The following is a 12,816-nucleotide window of genomic DNA, read 5'->3' on the forward strand; positions in this document are numbered from 1 at the left end:
CTTCTCCACGGCCCCGTACCGGACTCTCGGATGCCCCGCGCCCGGCTTCTCCACGGCCCCGCACCGGACTCTCGGATGCCCCGCGCCCGGCTCGCCCGAGGCCCGTCGCCCGGCCCTGGGAGAGCCGGGCGACGGAGATGCCTTGTCAGGCCTTCGCCGTGCCCGCGTCCTTGGCGAGGAACGCCAGCAGGTCCTGCCGGCTCACGACGCCCTTCGGCTTGCCCTCGACGAGCACGATCGCGGCGTCGGCCCCGTCCGTGCCGCTGAGCACGGCCATCAGGTCCTCGACCGGTTCGCCGGAGCCGACCTGCGGCAGCGGGGCCGACATGTGCTTCTCCAGCGGGTCGCTCAGCGAGGCGCGCTGGGTGAACAGCGCGTCGAGCAGCTGCCGCTCCACGACGGAGCCGATGACCTCGGCGGCCATCACGTCCGGGTGGCCGGCGCCCGGCTTCACGATCGGCATCTGGGAGACGCCGTACTCGCGCAGCACGTCGATGGCCTCGCCGACGGTCTCCTCCGGGTGCATGTGGACGAGGGAGGGCATCGGGCCCTCCTTGAAGTCCAGGACCGCGCCGACGTTGGCGGAGGTGCCGGAGTCCTCCAGGAAGCCGTAGTCGGCCATCCACTCGTCGTTGAAGATCTTGCTCAGGTAGCCGCGCCCGCTGTCGGGGAGCAGCACCACGACGACATCGTCGGGGCCGAGCCGCTTGGCGACCTCCAGGGCGCCGACGACCGCCATGCCGCAGGAGCCGCCGACGAGGAGGCCCTCCTCCTTGGCGAGGCGGCGGGTCATCTGGAAGGAGTCCTTGTCGGACACCGCGACGATCTCGTCGGTGACGTTGCGGTCGTAGGCGCTCGGCCAGAAGTCCTCGCCGACGCCCTCGACCAGATACGGCCGCCCGGAGCCGCCGGAGTAGACCGAGCCCTCCGGGTCCGCGCCGATGACCTGGACCGCGCCGTCGCTGATCTCCTTGAGGTAGCGGCCGGTGCCGCTGATCGTGCCGCCGGTGCCGACGCCCGCGACGAAGTGGGTGATCTTCCCCTCCGTCTGCTCCCACAGCTCGGGACCGGTGGTCTCGTAGTGCGAGCGCGGGTTGTTCGGGTTGGAGTACTGGTCGGGCTTCCAGGCGCCCGGCGTCTCGGTGACCAGCCGGTCGGAGACGTTGTAGTACGAGTCCGGGTGCTCGGGGTCAACGGCGGTGGGGCAGACGACGACCTCGGCGCCGTACGCCCGCAGCACGTTGATCTTGTCCGTGGACACCTTGTCCGGGCAGACGAAGATGCACTTGTAGCCCTTCTGCTGCGCGACGATGGCGAGGCCGACGCCGGTGTTGCCGCTGGTCGGCTCGACGATCGTGCCGCCGGGCTTCAGCTCCCCGCTCTGCTCGGCCGCCTCGATCATGCGCAGCGCGATGCGGTCCTTCACGGACCCGCCGGGGTTGAAGTACTCGACCTTGGCCAGGACGGTCGCCTGGATACCTGCCGTGACGTTGCGCAGCCTCACCAGCGGGGTGTTGCCGACAAGACTGATCATCGAATCGTGGAATTGCACCGTGTACTCCGGGATCTCCGAGATGGTCCGGCCCAGAGTATGCGTACGGGACGCACTGTGCGTACGGGAAGGAGTACGCGGAGCCCCGAGCGGGGCAAGTAGGTACGTGTACAGCTGTACGGCGAGGAGGAGGTGGACCGGACTGTGTCGAGAGCAAGGGTGGCACGGCGGATCGCGGCGGGCGCGGCTTACGGCGGTGGCAGCATCGGGTTGATCGGTGCGGCGGCCGTGGGCGTGTTCCTGGCGGAGGTCCAGCTCGCGAAGAGGCAGGTCGGCGGCGGGACGGCGCCGGTTCCGCCGAGCGCGGACGGGCGGTACGGAGTGGCGTTCGCCGGGCCGAACGACGCGATGCGGCTCGGGATGCTCGGGGATTCGACGGCCGCGGGCCAGGGGGTGCGGCGGGCCGGGCAGACCCCGGGCGCCCTGCTGGCCTCGGGTCTCGCGGCGGTGGCCGAGCGGCCGGTGGATCTGCGGAACGTGGCCCTGCCCGGGGCCCGGTCGGACGATCTGGAGCGGCAGGTGTCGCTGCTGCTCGCGGATCCGGCGCGGGTCCCGGACGTCTGCGTGATCATGATCGGGGCGAACGACGTCACCCACCGGATGCCCGCGCCCCAGTCGGTGCGCTGTCTGACGACGGCGGTGCGCAGGCTGCGGACGGCGGGGGCTGAGGTGGTCGTCGGGACCTGCCCGGACCTGGGCACGATCGAGCCGGTCTACCAGCCGCTGCGCTGGCTGGCCCGGCGGGTGAGCCGGCAGCTGGCGGCGGCGCAGACGATCGGTGTGGTGGAGCAGGGCGGGCGCACCGTGTCGCTGGGCGACCTGCTGGGCCCCGAGTTCGCGGCGAACCCGCGCGAACTGTTCGGCCCGGACAACTACCACCCCTCCGCCGAGGGGTACGCCACGGCGGCCATGGCGGTGCTGCCCACGCTGTGCGCGGTGCTGGGCCTGTGGCCGGAGACCGACCGGCTGGACGGCGCCCGGCGCGAGGACATCCTCCCGGTGGCGAAGGCCGCGTCCCAGGCGGCCCGGGAGGCCGGTACGGAGGTCACGGGGGCGCGCGCGCCCTGGGCCCTCCTCAAGCACCGCAGGCGGCGGCGTCTGCCCGCCTCCACGGAACCCACCCCGCACGCCCACCCGGACGCGGCCCACGGGCACGCGTAGCGGGTGGGGTCACCCGGCAGGCCATGCTGAGCAAGCGCTTAGAAAAGAGTCCCGCATCACACGGCCTGCCGGGTGACCCCGGCGATACGTCCGGGTAACTTCCTGAGGAGTTCCGCCTGTCCACCCCGACGTGCAGTTGTACAGCCTCACAGCCCGTACAGCCTTCCAGCCCCTTGGAGCCGCGTGATGCCCGAAGCCGTGATCGTCTCTGCCGCCCGTTCGCCGATCGGCCGCGCCTTCAAGGGGTCCCTGAAGGACCTGCGCGCGGACGACCTGACCGCCACGATCATCCAGACCGCGCTGGCCAAGGTCCCCGAGCTGGACCCGAAGGACATCGACGACCTGATGCTGGGCTGCGGTCTGCCCGGCGGCGAGCAGGGCAACAACCTGGGCCGCATCATCGCCGTACAGATGGGGATGGACCACCTTCCCGGCTGTACGGTCACCCGCTACTGCTCCTCCTCGCTGCAGACCAGCAGGATGGCGCTGCACGCGATCAAGGCGGGCGAGGGCGACGTCTTCATCTCGGCCGGTGTCGAGATGGTGTCCCGCTTCACCAAGGGCAACTCCGACAGCCTGCCGGACACGCACAACCCGCTGTTCGCCGAGGCCGAGGCCCGCACCGCGGCGCGCGCCGAGGAGTCCGGCGCGAGCTGGCACGACCCGCGCGAGGACGGCCTCGTCCCGGACGCGTACATCTCGATGGGGCAGACGGCGGAGAACCTGGCCCGGGCCAAGGGCGTCACCCGTCAGGACATGGACGAGTTCGGCGTACGGTCGCAGAACCTCGCCGAGGAAGCCCTGAAGAACGGCTTCTGGGAGCGGGAGATCACCCCGGTCACCACCCCCGACGGCACGGTCGTCTCCAAGGACGACGGCCCGCGCGCGGGCGTCACGCTGGAGGGCGTGCAGGGCCTGAAGCCGGTGTTCCGCCCCGACGGCCTGGTCACCGCGGGCAACTGCTGCCCGCTCAACGACGGCGCGGCCGCCCTGGTGATCATGTCCGACACCAAGGCGCGCGAGCTGGGCCTGACCCCGCTGGCCCGGATCGTCTCCACCGGCGTCTCCGGCCTCTCCCCCGAGATCATGGGCTACGGCCCGGTCGAGGCCAGCAAGCAGGCGCTGAAGCGGGCCGGCCTGACCATCGACGACATCGACCTCGCCGAGATCAACGAGGCGTTCGCCGCCCAGGTCATCCCCTCCTACCGGGACCTCGGCCTGCCGCTGGACAAGGTCAACGTCAACGGCGGCGCGATCGCGGTCGGCCACCCCTTCGGCATGACCGGCGCACGCATCACCGGCACGCTGATCAACAGCCTCCAGTTCCACGACAAGCAGTTCGGCCTGGAGACCATGTGCGTGGGCGGCGGCCAGGGCATGGCGATGGTCATCGAGCGGCTGAGCTGAGCCGCAGCGGAGGGTAGGGGTCGCGCGAGGTACGAGTGCGGCACCTGCCCGCAGCGGAGGCGAAGCTCAGCGCGACCACAGGCACGAGCGGCTGAGCTGAGCCTTCTCGCGTGCCGCGCGGCGGGGGTTTCGAACCCCGTCGAGCCCCGACCGTGACCGAATCTCCCCCAGGATGTGATCTGCGTCCCGGGGGAGAGTCGTTTCCGCAGGTCAGGACGGTTTGAGGCTAAACATCGGACCGAAAGACCTGTCCATTTCGTGACGTAATGCACTGACAGCCCGTACCGGTACAGGCCAAGCTGATGTAGGAAGTCGGGGGTATCGATTGAGACCGGGAGTATGTCAGTGAGCGCCATGTCATTTGCCCTGTTGCTGACCACCGCCGCTGCCACGGCCGTCGGCGCCGCCGCACTGCACGCCGCTCACGGGCTGCGCAAGCAGGTCGTGGCGCTGCGTACGGAGCTGGCCGCGAGCCACATACCCGGCGCCTCGGTGCCACCGCAGAGCCGCAGTACGGCCACTCCCGCCGAGGAGATACGCGCGGCCGTCGCCGACGCGCTCGCCGAGGAGCGGGAGCGCGAGCTGGCCGAGGCGCGCGCCTTCTGGGCGGCCCAGGAAGCCCGTGACGCCGCCGACGCGCCGTCCCTGCTGGGCGGTCTGCCCGGCCTGGGCGACGACGCCCCGTACTACCTGCCCCGGCAGGCCGACTTCGCCGGCCTGGAGTCGATGGACCTGGAGGCGGCCGAGGCGATGGAGGAGCTCGTCGAGCTGAGCGAGCGGACCCTCGCGGAGCACGAGGTCGGTGAGCTGACCGATCTGCCGACAGACCTGCAGACGGAGCTGTCGACGGACCTGGCGACCGGGCTTCCGGAGACCTCGGAGTTCCCCGAGGACTCCCCCGAGCTGGCCGCCGCCCGCCGCCGCCACCCCTCGCACCCGGACTTCGTCCCCGTACAGACGCCGGTCGTCACCGACCACGAGCGCACCGTGAACCGTCTCGAGGAGCTGGCCGACACCGCGACCGAGCTGACCGATGTGCGGCCCGGCCCGCTGGGCACGCTCGATGTGTACGTCTTCGCCGACGGCACCACGCTCTGCATGACCCCGGGCCACCGCGAGACCGCCGAGCGGCTCGCGGACGCGCTGCGGGCGGGCCGGCAGCCGGTCCTGCTGGGCGGTTCGGGCGTCTCGGGCGCCTACGCGCTGACCTTCTCCTGCGGCGAGGACAACGTGTACATCCTCGCCGACCGCGTCATCGCCTCGTTCTGACCGCCGGGCGCGGGCCGCTCGAACGCGCACCCGCGCCGCTCACGCGAAAGCCCGCGCCACCGCTTCGTCGACATACCGCACGGCCTCGTCCAGCTCCTGGGACGGGGCCGTTTCCAGTGCCACGGCCAGGTCCCGACCGGCGACGGCGAGCTGGTCGCCCACCGCGAACATCCCGGCGTGCGGCAGCTCCCGCGGCTCGGCGCCCGGGCTCTCCAGCCGCTGGGCCCGTACGGCGAGCTCCCGGGCGGCGGCCAGCGCCTCGGCTGCCGCACCGCGCTGGAGGCGGCTCTGCGGGGCCGAACGCAGCCGGTCGGCGAAACGGTCCACGGCCAGGATCAGGGGCGTCGTATCGAGCACCCGGCCGACCCTACGCGCCCCTCCCGCACCCCCGCCAACGCCCCGATCCTCGTCGAGCCCCCGCACCCGCACCCGCACCCGCACCCGCACCCGCACCCGCACCGCGAACGCGGAACGGCCCGCAGGCGTGGTGCCTGCGGGCCGTTCCGGTGCTACGGGGTACTGCGGGTACTACGGGGTCGCTCAGTCGTCGCCGCTGAGGATCGCGACCAGGCGCAGCATCTCGATGTAGATCCACACCAGGGTCACGGTGAGGCCGAACGCGGCCAGCCACTCCTCCTCGCGGGGAGCGCCGTACGCGATGCCGTCCTCGACCTGCTTGAAGTTCAGGGCGAGGATGGCCGCGCCGATGACGATGGCCACGATGCCGAAGACGACGCCGAGGGCGCCGCTGCGGAAGCCGAGGCCGTCACCGCCGCCGAAGACGGCGAACAGGAGGTTGACCATCATCAGCAGCATGAAGCCGATGGCGGCCGCCATCACGAAGCCGTAGAAGCGGCGCGTGACCCGGATCAGACCGGTGCGGTAGGCGATCAGCACACCGGCGAAGACCGCCATGGTGCCGAGCACCGCCTGCATCGCGGCGCCGGGGGCGACGTACATGCTGACGATGTTGCTGACGATGCCGAGGAAGACACCCTCGAACGCCGCGTACGTCAGGATCAGCGCGGGCGAGGGCCGGCGCTTGAACGAGTTGACCAGCGACAGCACGAAGCCGATGAGCGCGGCGCCGATGGCCACGCCGTAGGCGCTGCCCAGGTTCGCCTGGTCGACCGGCATGATCCACCACGCGGCCGCAGCCGCCAGGATCACGGTGCCGAGCGTCATCGCCGTGCGCGTCACGACGCCGTCGATGGTCATCGCGTCGGTACGGGCGGGCGCCTGCGGGGCGCCCTGCATGTCCGTCTGCGCGTAGGGGTTGGTGGCGTACGGGTTGGCGGCGGTGCCCTGTGCGTACGGGTTGCCCGTCGCGGGGGCCCCGGCCTGCGGCGCCGCGTTGAAGCCCGCGTGGCCGTTGTCGCGGCTGAACCCCCGTCGCGAGAAGACCGGGTTGCTGCTCCTCATCTCACTCCTCCATGGCCACACTGCGTGGCCTTGCCACAAGAGTAATGGGTAGGCAAAGGAATCACCCTAGTGCCCGGGGAGGATCTTTCCGGCATCCGTGCCGGAGCGCCCGTCGGGGACCGGTCCGGGTTCCGAGGCGGTTCGACGGTCACGGCCGGCGGCGGTACGGCGGTCACGGTACGGGCCGTCCGGGTCACGCAGCGTGCGGCGCGTGGTGCCCGGAGCCGGACTCGAACCGGCACGCCCCCGAGGGGCAGCGAGGTTTAAGCTCGCCGTGTCTACGTTCCACCATCCGGGCGTGCCGCGCGGCTCCGCGTCTGGCTACCGACCCTATCCGGGGCTGTCCCTCGATCAGCGGAACAGTGGCGCGATGTTGTCTTATTTTATTGACCGCTTGAGGGTCCGTCAGCACATCGGGCCGGGCTGACCACACGCCCGCGGCCGATCCTGGGCGGTGTGCGCGCCGTCATGGAATGACGGAAAGTCGCCGCACTCGTACGGCCCAACGCGCCAGGTCCGCGCCACGCCTCGCCAGGGCGTCCGCCACCCTCGGCTCCGACGGCGCTCCGACCTCGGGCCCGGCACCGCTCCGCGACCGCCCGGCAGCCGCCGCGACCGGCCCCTCGTCCACGCTCCGCACACTCACGCTGCGTCACCGGCCGGCCGGCGGCGTCCGGGGGTGGTAGGACACCGCTCAGGGTCGTGTCATACCCGAGGAGGACGGAGCCACGCCCTCGATGCGACTCAAGACGGCCCCGGGAACGGGCATCGGGGGTGACGACCAGGGGCAGTCGGGCCGTAAGGATGGAGTAAGTCCCCCAGGCATGGCGTCAACGCCCGCATCGGCATGACCCAGGCACCCGCACCACCCGAACCAGGAGCGTCCCAGTGACCACCACCCCCACCGTTCACCGCGCCACCGCGGTGGCTGCCCGCGCCACGGAGCTGTCGAAGGTCTACGGCGAGGGCGAGACGCAGGTCGTCGCCCTGGACCGGGTGACCGTGGACTTCCCGCAGGGCGAGTTCACCGCGATCATGGGCCCCTCGGGCTCCGGCAAGTCGACGCTGATGCACTGCGTCGCCGGGCTCGACAGCTTCAGCAGCGGCTCGGTGCGGATCGGCGACACCGAGCTGTCCACGCTGAAGGACAAGCAGCTCACCCAGTTGCGCCGGGACAAGATCGGCTTCATCTTCCAGGCGTTCAACCTGCTTCCGACGCTCACCGCGCTGGAGAACATCACCCTGCCGATGGACATCGCGGGCCGTAAGCCGGACGCCGCGTGGCTCCAGAAGGTGATCGACATGGTCGGTCTCTCGGAGCGGCTGAAGCACCGCCCGACCGAGCTCTCCGGCGGTCAGCAGCAGCGCGTCGCCGTGGCCCGCGCCCTGGCCGCCCAGCCCGAGATCATCTTCGGTGACGAGCCGACCGGAAACCTGGACTCCCGCTCCGGCGCCGAGGTGCTGGGCTTCCTGCGCAACTCGGTGCGCGAGCTGGGCCAGACCGTGGTGATGGTGACGCACGACCCGGTGGCCGCCTCCTACGCGGACCGGGTCATCTTCCTCGCGGACGGCGCGGTCGTCGACCAGATGATGCACCCGACCGCCGACGGCGTCCTCGACCGGATGAAGGCGTTCGACGCGAAGGGCCGCACCAGCTGACGCCCGCGGCCGGTCACCGCGACCGGCCGCCGCACGGCTGACGCGTACGGCCGCCGAACCCGGCCCCGTACCCGTGCGCCCCGCCCTCCCCTTCCGGAACCCATCCCAGGACACAGACATGTTCCGTACCGCCCTGCGCAATGTGCTCGCGCACAAGGCCAGGCTGCTGATGACCGTGCTCGCCGTCATGCTCGGCGTAGCGTTCGTCTCCGGCACGCTGGTCTTCACCGACACCCTCGGCAACGCTTTCCGCAACCAGTCCGCCAAGAGCTACGACAACGTCGCCGTCTCCATCGAGACCTACGCCGGCGACGACGAGAAGACCCCCGGCATCGACGACGCCACCCTGGAGAAGATCCGGGGCCTGGACGGCGTGGCCTCCGCCACCGGCCGCGTCGACGGCTTCGCCGGGGTCGCCGACCCCGACGGCAAGCTGATCGGCAACGGCTGGTCCAACACCGGTGCGAACTTCGCCCCCGGCAAGGACGGCAAGGACGCCCAGTACACCTTCGTCGAGGGCTCGGGCCCGGCGAAGAACGGCTCGGTCGCGCTCGACAAGGACACCGCGAGCAAGGGCAAGTACAAGGTCGGCGACCCGGTGCGGGTCGCGACCAACGGCCCGGTGAAGGAGTACACCCTCTCGGGGATCTTCACCACCGAGGACGGCGCGGTCAACGCGGGCGGCAGCCTCGTGCTGTTCGACACCCCGACCGCCCAGAAGCTCTACCTGAAGCCCGGTCTCTTCCAGAACGCCACGGTCAGCGCGGCGGGCGGGGTCTCCGACCAGAAGCTGCTGGACGAGATCGAGCCGCTGCTGCCCGAGGACGCCACCGCGCAGACCGGCAAGGCGCTGGCCGACCAGCAGGCCAAGGACATCGAGTCCGGCCTGACCAGCCTCAACACCATGCTGCTGGCCTTCGCCGGCATCGCGCTCTTCGTCGGCATCTTCCTCATCGCCAACACCTTCACGATGCTGATCGCCCAGCGGACCCGTGAGCTGGCCCTGATGCGGGCCATCGGCGCCACCCGCCGCCAGGTGAAGCGCTCGGTGCTGCTGGAGGCCGCCTTCGTCGGCGTCCTCGCCTCCGTCATCGGCTTCCTCCTCGGTCTCGGCCTCGCCACCGGTCTGCGCTCCGCGATGGGCGTCATGGGCGGCAAGATCCCGGCCGGTCCGCTGGTCGTCTCGCCCACCGCCGTGATCTCCGCCTTCGCGGTCGGCGTCCTGATCACCGTGCTGGCCGCCTGGCTGCCCGCCCGCCGGGCCTCGAAGATCGCCCCGGTCGCCGCGATGAGCAGCGTCCACGCCACCGCCTCCGTCAAGTCCCTCGTCGTACGGAACTCGATCGGCGGCGTGATCACCCTGCTGGGCTCCGCCGGCATCGTCGGCGGTGCCGCGACCGGTGGCACCGGCGGTCGGCAGCTGGTCGCCGCGGGCGCGTTCTTCGCTCTGATCGGCGTCATCATCCTGATCCCGCTGCTCTCCCGCCCGGTGATCGCACTGGTCCGGCCGCTGCTGAAGAAGCTCTTCGGCGTCTCCGGGAAGCTGGCCTCGCAGAACGCGGTCCGCAACCCGCGGCGCACCGGAGCCACCGCCTCCGCGCTGGCCATCGGGCTCACCCTGGTCACCGGCATCTCGGTGCTCGGCGTCACGCTCGGCCAGGCCATCGACAAGATGACCACGGACAACATCAAGGCCGACTACCTGATCTCGATGGCCAGCGGCGACTCGCTCGACGAGTCCGCGCTCACGGCCCTGTCGAAGGCCGACGGCGTCGCCGCGCTCTCCCCGCAGCAGGCGTCCTCGCTCCAGGTCGACGGTAAGTACCACTCGGCCTCCGGCGTCACCCCGGGTGACGTGGAGAAGGTCTTCGCGCTGACGACCGAGTCCGGTTCGCTGGCCTCGCTCAAGGACGGCCAGGTCGCGGTCGGCTCCAAGACCGCGAAGTCGAACGGCTGGAAGACCGGCGACACCCTTCCGGTGACGTTCGAGGACGAGAAGAAGGGCGAGGTGACGATCGGGGCGACGTACAAGCAGAACGAGTTCCTCTCGCCCTTCGTCCTCCCGAAGGAGCTGGCCGACCGGCACAGCGCCTCCACCCGCCCGGAGATCCGCGAGATCTGGATCAAGGCGGACGGCGGCGCGAGCAAGGCCAACGAGCAGTCCATCGTGGACGCGCTCGGCGACAACCCGGCGATGAGCGTCATGGACCGGCAGGACATCCGTGACATGTTCGGCGGCTTCATCAACACCGCCCTGAACATCATGTACGGGCTGCTCGCCATGGCCCTGCTGATCGCGGTCCTCGGGGTCGTCAACACCCTCGCGATGTCGGTGTTCGAGCGGCAGCAGGAGATCGGGATGCTCCGCGCGATCGGCCTCGACCGGGGCCGCGTGAAGCGGATGATCCGTCTGGAGGCCGTCGTCATCTCGGTCTTCGGCGCGGTGATCGGGGTCGGCCTCGGGGTCTTCCTCGGCTGGGCGATCGGCCGGACCCTGTCCTCCGACATCCCCGGCTACGCCCTGGTCATCCCGTGGGACCGGCTCGGCGTCTTCCTGCTCCTGGCCGGCCTGGTGGGCGTCCTCGCCTCGCTGTGGCCCGCCCGCAGCGCCGCGAAGCTCAACATGCTGACGGCGATCAAGACGGAGTAGCCACAGGTCCCGGGTGCGGGACAACAGGGGACGACGAGGGGCCGGTGCACCGCTGGGGAGCGGAGCACCGGCCCCTCGCCCGTGCCGTACGCGTACGGGTCAGGCGTCCGTGTCCGTGTCCTCGGCGGTCTCCGTCCACGCGCGGGCGCGCAGCGGCAGCCGGGAGCCGCCGCCGTCCAGCGGGCGCACCGCGAGGATCTGGTTGACGCCGATCTTGTTGTGCTCGAAGGAGAGCGCCGAGGCCGCCATGTAGAGCCGCCAGACCCGGGCCCGGCCCGGGGAGGTGGCGCGTACCGCCTGCTCCCAGTGCCGCTCCAGGTTGGCCACCCACTGGCGCAGGGTCAGCGCGTAGTGCTCGCGCAGCGCCTCGACGTCCCGGGCCTCGAAGCCGGCCTCCTCCAGGGTGGCCAGGGTGCGGCCGACCGGGGCGAGTTCGCCGTCGGGGAAGACGTAGGCGTCGATGAACGCGTCGATGTGGTACGCGTCCTCGTCCCGTTCGGGGCGGCGGGCGATCTGGTGGTTCAGGAGGCGGCCGCCGGGCTTGAGGAGGGCGTAGAGGTCCTCGGCGTACTCGCGGTAGCGGACCGAGCCGACGTGCTCGGCCATGCCGATGGAGGAGATCGCGTCGTACGGGCCGTCGCGGACGTCCCGGTAGTCCTGGACGCGGATCTCGATCCGGTCGGTCAGGCCCTCCTCGGCGATGCGCTTACGGGCGTGGGCGGCCTGTTCCCGGGAGAGGGTGATGCCGGTGCCCCGGGCCCCGTAGTGGCGGGCGGCGTGGATGGCCATCGAGCCCCAGCCGCAGCCGACGTCCAGGAGCCGGTCGCCCTCCTTCAGGCCGAGCTTGCGGCAGACCAGGTCGAGCTTGTCGCGCTGGGCCTCCTCCAGGGTTCCGCCGTCCTGCCAGTAGGCGCAGGAATAGACCATGGAGGGACCGAGCACCAGGGCGTAGAAGTCGTTGCCGACGTCGTAGTGGTGGCTGATGGCCTCCTTGTCCCGGCGTCTGGTGTGCAGCGGGCCGGTGCGGCGGCGCACCTCCTCGGCGGGCGGGGCGGGCGGCGGCCAGGGCCCGGCGAGGCCGAGGAGGCCGCGGGCGAAGGCGCGGACCTTCGGGTCGCGGACCGGGGGGACGGCGTCCTTGGCGTCGGCGCCGCGGTCCCAGAGCAGCCCGGCGATCCGGTCGAGGACCTCGTACAGATCGCCCTCGACGTCGATCTCCCCGGCCACCCAGGCGCGGGCCAGGCCCAGTTCGCCGGGCTTCCACAGGAGGCGGCGCAGGGCGCGGCGGTGGCGGATCACGAGGGCCGGGGCGTCGGGCGGCCCCGACTCGCTGCCGTCCCAGGCCCGGATCCGGACCGGCAGGGGTTCCGAGAGCAACTCCTCGGCGAGAGCGGTCAGCCGCGACGCGGCGTCTGCCATGGCGCACACCTCCGTGGTGTTTCCCCGACAAGCACAGCAAGCACAAGATCGACGAGCACTGGCAACAGACATGCTCGCAACCCCGCCGCGACACCCCGGGCGCCGTCGCGAGGTACACCTGCGTCAACTCTTCCCGCACACTCCGTCATCCCGCTACCGGGCAACGAACGGGCAAAGTGCGTGTATGCCCCACCCACATCGGCGGGGCCGGGCCACCACCGCCCGCCGGGCCCCGGCCCGGACCCGCGCCCGGGTACGCCGAAGGGGCCGTCCGCAC

At 71.4% G+C, this 12,816-nt stretch carries 9 protein-coding genes and 1 tRNA gene; 5 read left to right on the forward strand and 5 right to left on the reverse strand.

All coding sequences use genetic code 11. From position 1 onward, the window contains the following. Positions 1–145: 145 nt before the first annotated feature. Positions 146–1,552 carry a cystathionine beta-synthase gene (locus tag WQO_RS13260; RefSeq protein ID WP_029182216.1) on the reverse strand — a complete coding sequence of 469 codons (1,407 nt, stop codon included), beginning with the start codon at positions 1,550–1,552 and terminating at the stop codon, positions 146–148. Between the two features lie 159 nt (positions 1,553–1,711). Between WQO_RS13260 and WQO_RS13265 the strand changes: the two genes are divergently transcribed. The 3 genes from WQO_RS13265 to WQO_RS13275 all read left to right on the forward strand — a co-directional run bounded on the left by WQO_RS13265 (position 1,712) and on the right by WQO_RS13275 (position 5,389). Further along, the gene (locus tag WQO_RS13265; protein WP_010059855.1) at positions 1,712–2,713 is read left to right on the forward strand and encodes an SGNH/GDSL hydrolase family protein; all 1,002 of its coding nucleotides are present in this window, start codon (positions 1,712–1,714) and stop codon (positions 2,711–2,713) included. A gap of 186 nt (positions 2,714–2,899) precedes the next feature. Next, complete coding sequence (locus tag WQO_RS13270) at positions 2,900–4,120, forward strand: acetyl-CoA C-acetyltransferase (protein ID WP_010059854.1); 1,221 nt, start codon at positions 2,900–2,902, stop codon at positions 4,118–4,120. A gap of 369 nt (positions 4,121–4,489) precedes the next feature. Beyond that, positions 4,490–5,389, forward strand: coding sequence for a hypothetical protein (locus WQO_RS13275; protein ID WP_010059853.1), 900 nt, complete (start codon positions 4,490–4,492; stop codon positions 5,387–5,389). A gap of 39 nt (positions 5,390–5,428) precedes the next feature. Here the strand turns inward: WQO_RS13275 and WQO_RS13280 are convergent, their stop codons facing one another. From WQO_RS13280 to WQO_RS13290, 3 genes are all read right to left on the reverse strand, one after another. Then, positions 5,429–5,746, reverse strand: a complete 318-nt coding sequence (locus WQO_RS13280; protein ID WP_029182215.1) for a hypothetical protein — start codon at positions 5,744–5,746, stop codon at positions 5,429–5,431. 183 nt (positions 5,747–5,929) lie between these two features. Continuing rightward, positions 5,930–6,811 (reverse strand): Bax inhibitor-1/YccA family protein, encoded by an 882-nt coding sequence (locus WQO_RS13285; protein ID WP_029182214.1) that lies wholly within the window; start codon positions 6,809–6,811, stop codon positions 5,930–5,932. Positions 6,812–7,023: 212 nt separating this feature from the next. Next, a tRNA-Leu gene (locus WQO_RS13290) sits at positions 7,024–7,109 on the reverse strand. 590 nt (positions 7,110–7,699) lie between these two features. On the opposite strand from WQO_RS13290, the gene WQO_RS13295 reads away from it, so the two are divergent. Beyond that, positions 7,700–8,470, forward strand: coding sequence for an ABC transporter ATP-binding protein (locus tag WQO_RS13295; protein ID WP_010059849.1), 771 nt, complete (start codon positions 7,700–7,702; stop codon positions 8,468–8,470). Between the two features lie 118 nt (positions 8,471–8,588). Further along, positions 8,589–11,120, forward strand: a complete 2,532-nt coding sequence (locus WQO_RS13300) for an ABC transporter permease (RefSeq protein ID WP_010059847.1) — start codon at positions 8,589–8,591, stop codon at positions 11,118–11,120. A gap of 99 nt (positions 11,121–11,219) precedes the next feature. On the opposite strand, the gene WQO_RS13305 is transcribed toward WQO_RS13300, so the two are convergent. Further along, positions 11,220–12,539, reverse strand: a complete 1,320-nt coding sequence (locus tag WQO_RS13305) for an SAM-dependent methyltransferase (protein ID WP_010059845.1) — start codon at positions 12,537–12,539, stop codon at positions 11,220–11,222. Positions 12,540–12,816: the final 277 nt, after the last annotated feature.

It is taken from the genome of Streptomyces globisporus C-1027 (assembly GCF_000261345.2).
GTDB lineage: Bacteria > Actinomycetota > Actinomycetes > Streptomycetales > Streptomycetaceae > Streptomyces > Streptomyces pakalii.

Coding starts and splice junctions, on each gene's coding strand:
- WQO_RS13270 (WP_010059854.1), top strand. CDS start 2,900: ATGCCCGAAGCCGTGATCGTCTCTGCCGCCCGTTCGCCGATCGGCCGC.
- WQO_RS13285 (WP_029182214.1), bottom strand. CDS start 6,811: ATGAGGAGCAGCAACCCGGTCTTCTCGCGACGGGGGTTCAGCCGCGAC.
- WQO_RS13300 (WP_010059847.1), top strand. CDS start 8,589: ATGTTCCGTACCGCCCTGCGCAATGTGCTCGCGCACAAGGCCAGGCTG.
- WQO_RS13305 (WP_010059845.1), bottom strand. CDS start 12,539: ATGGCAGACGCCGCGTCGCGGCTGACCGCTCTCGCCGAGGAGTTGCTC.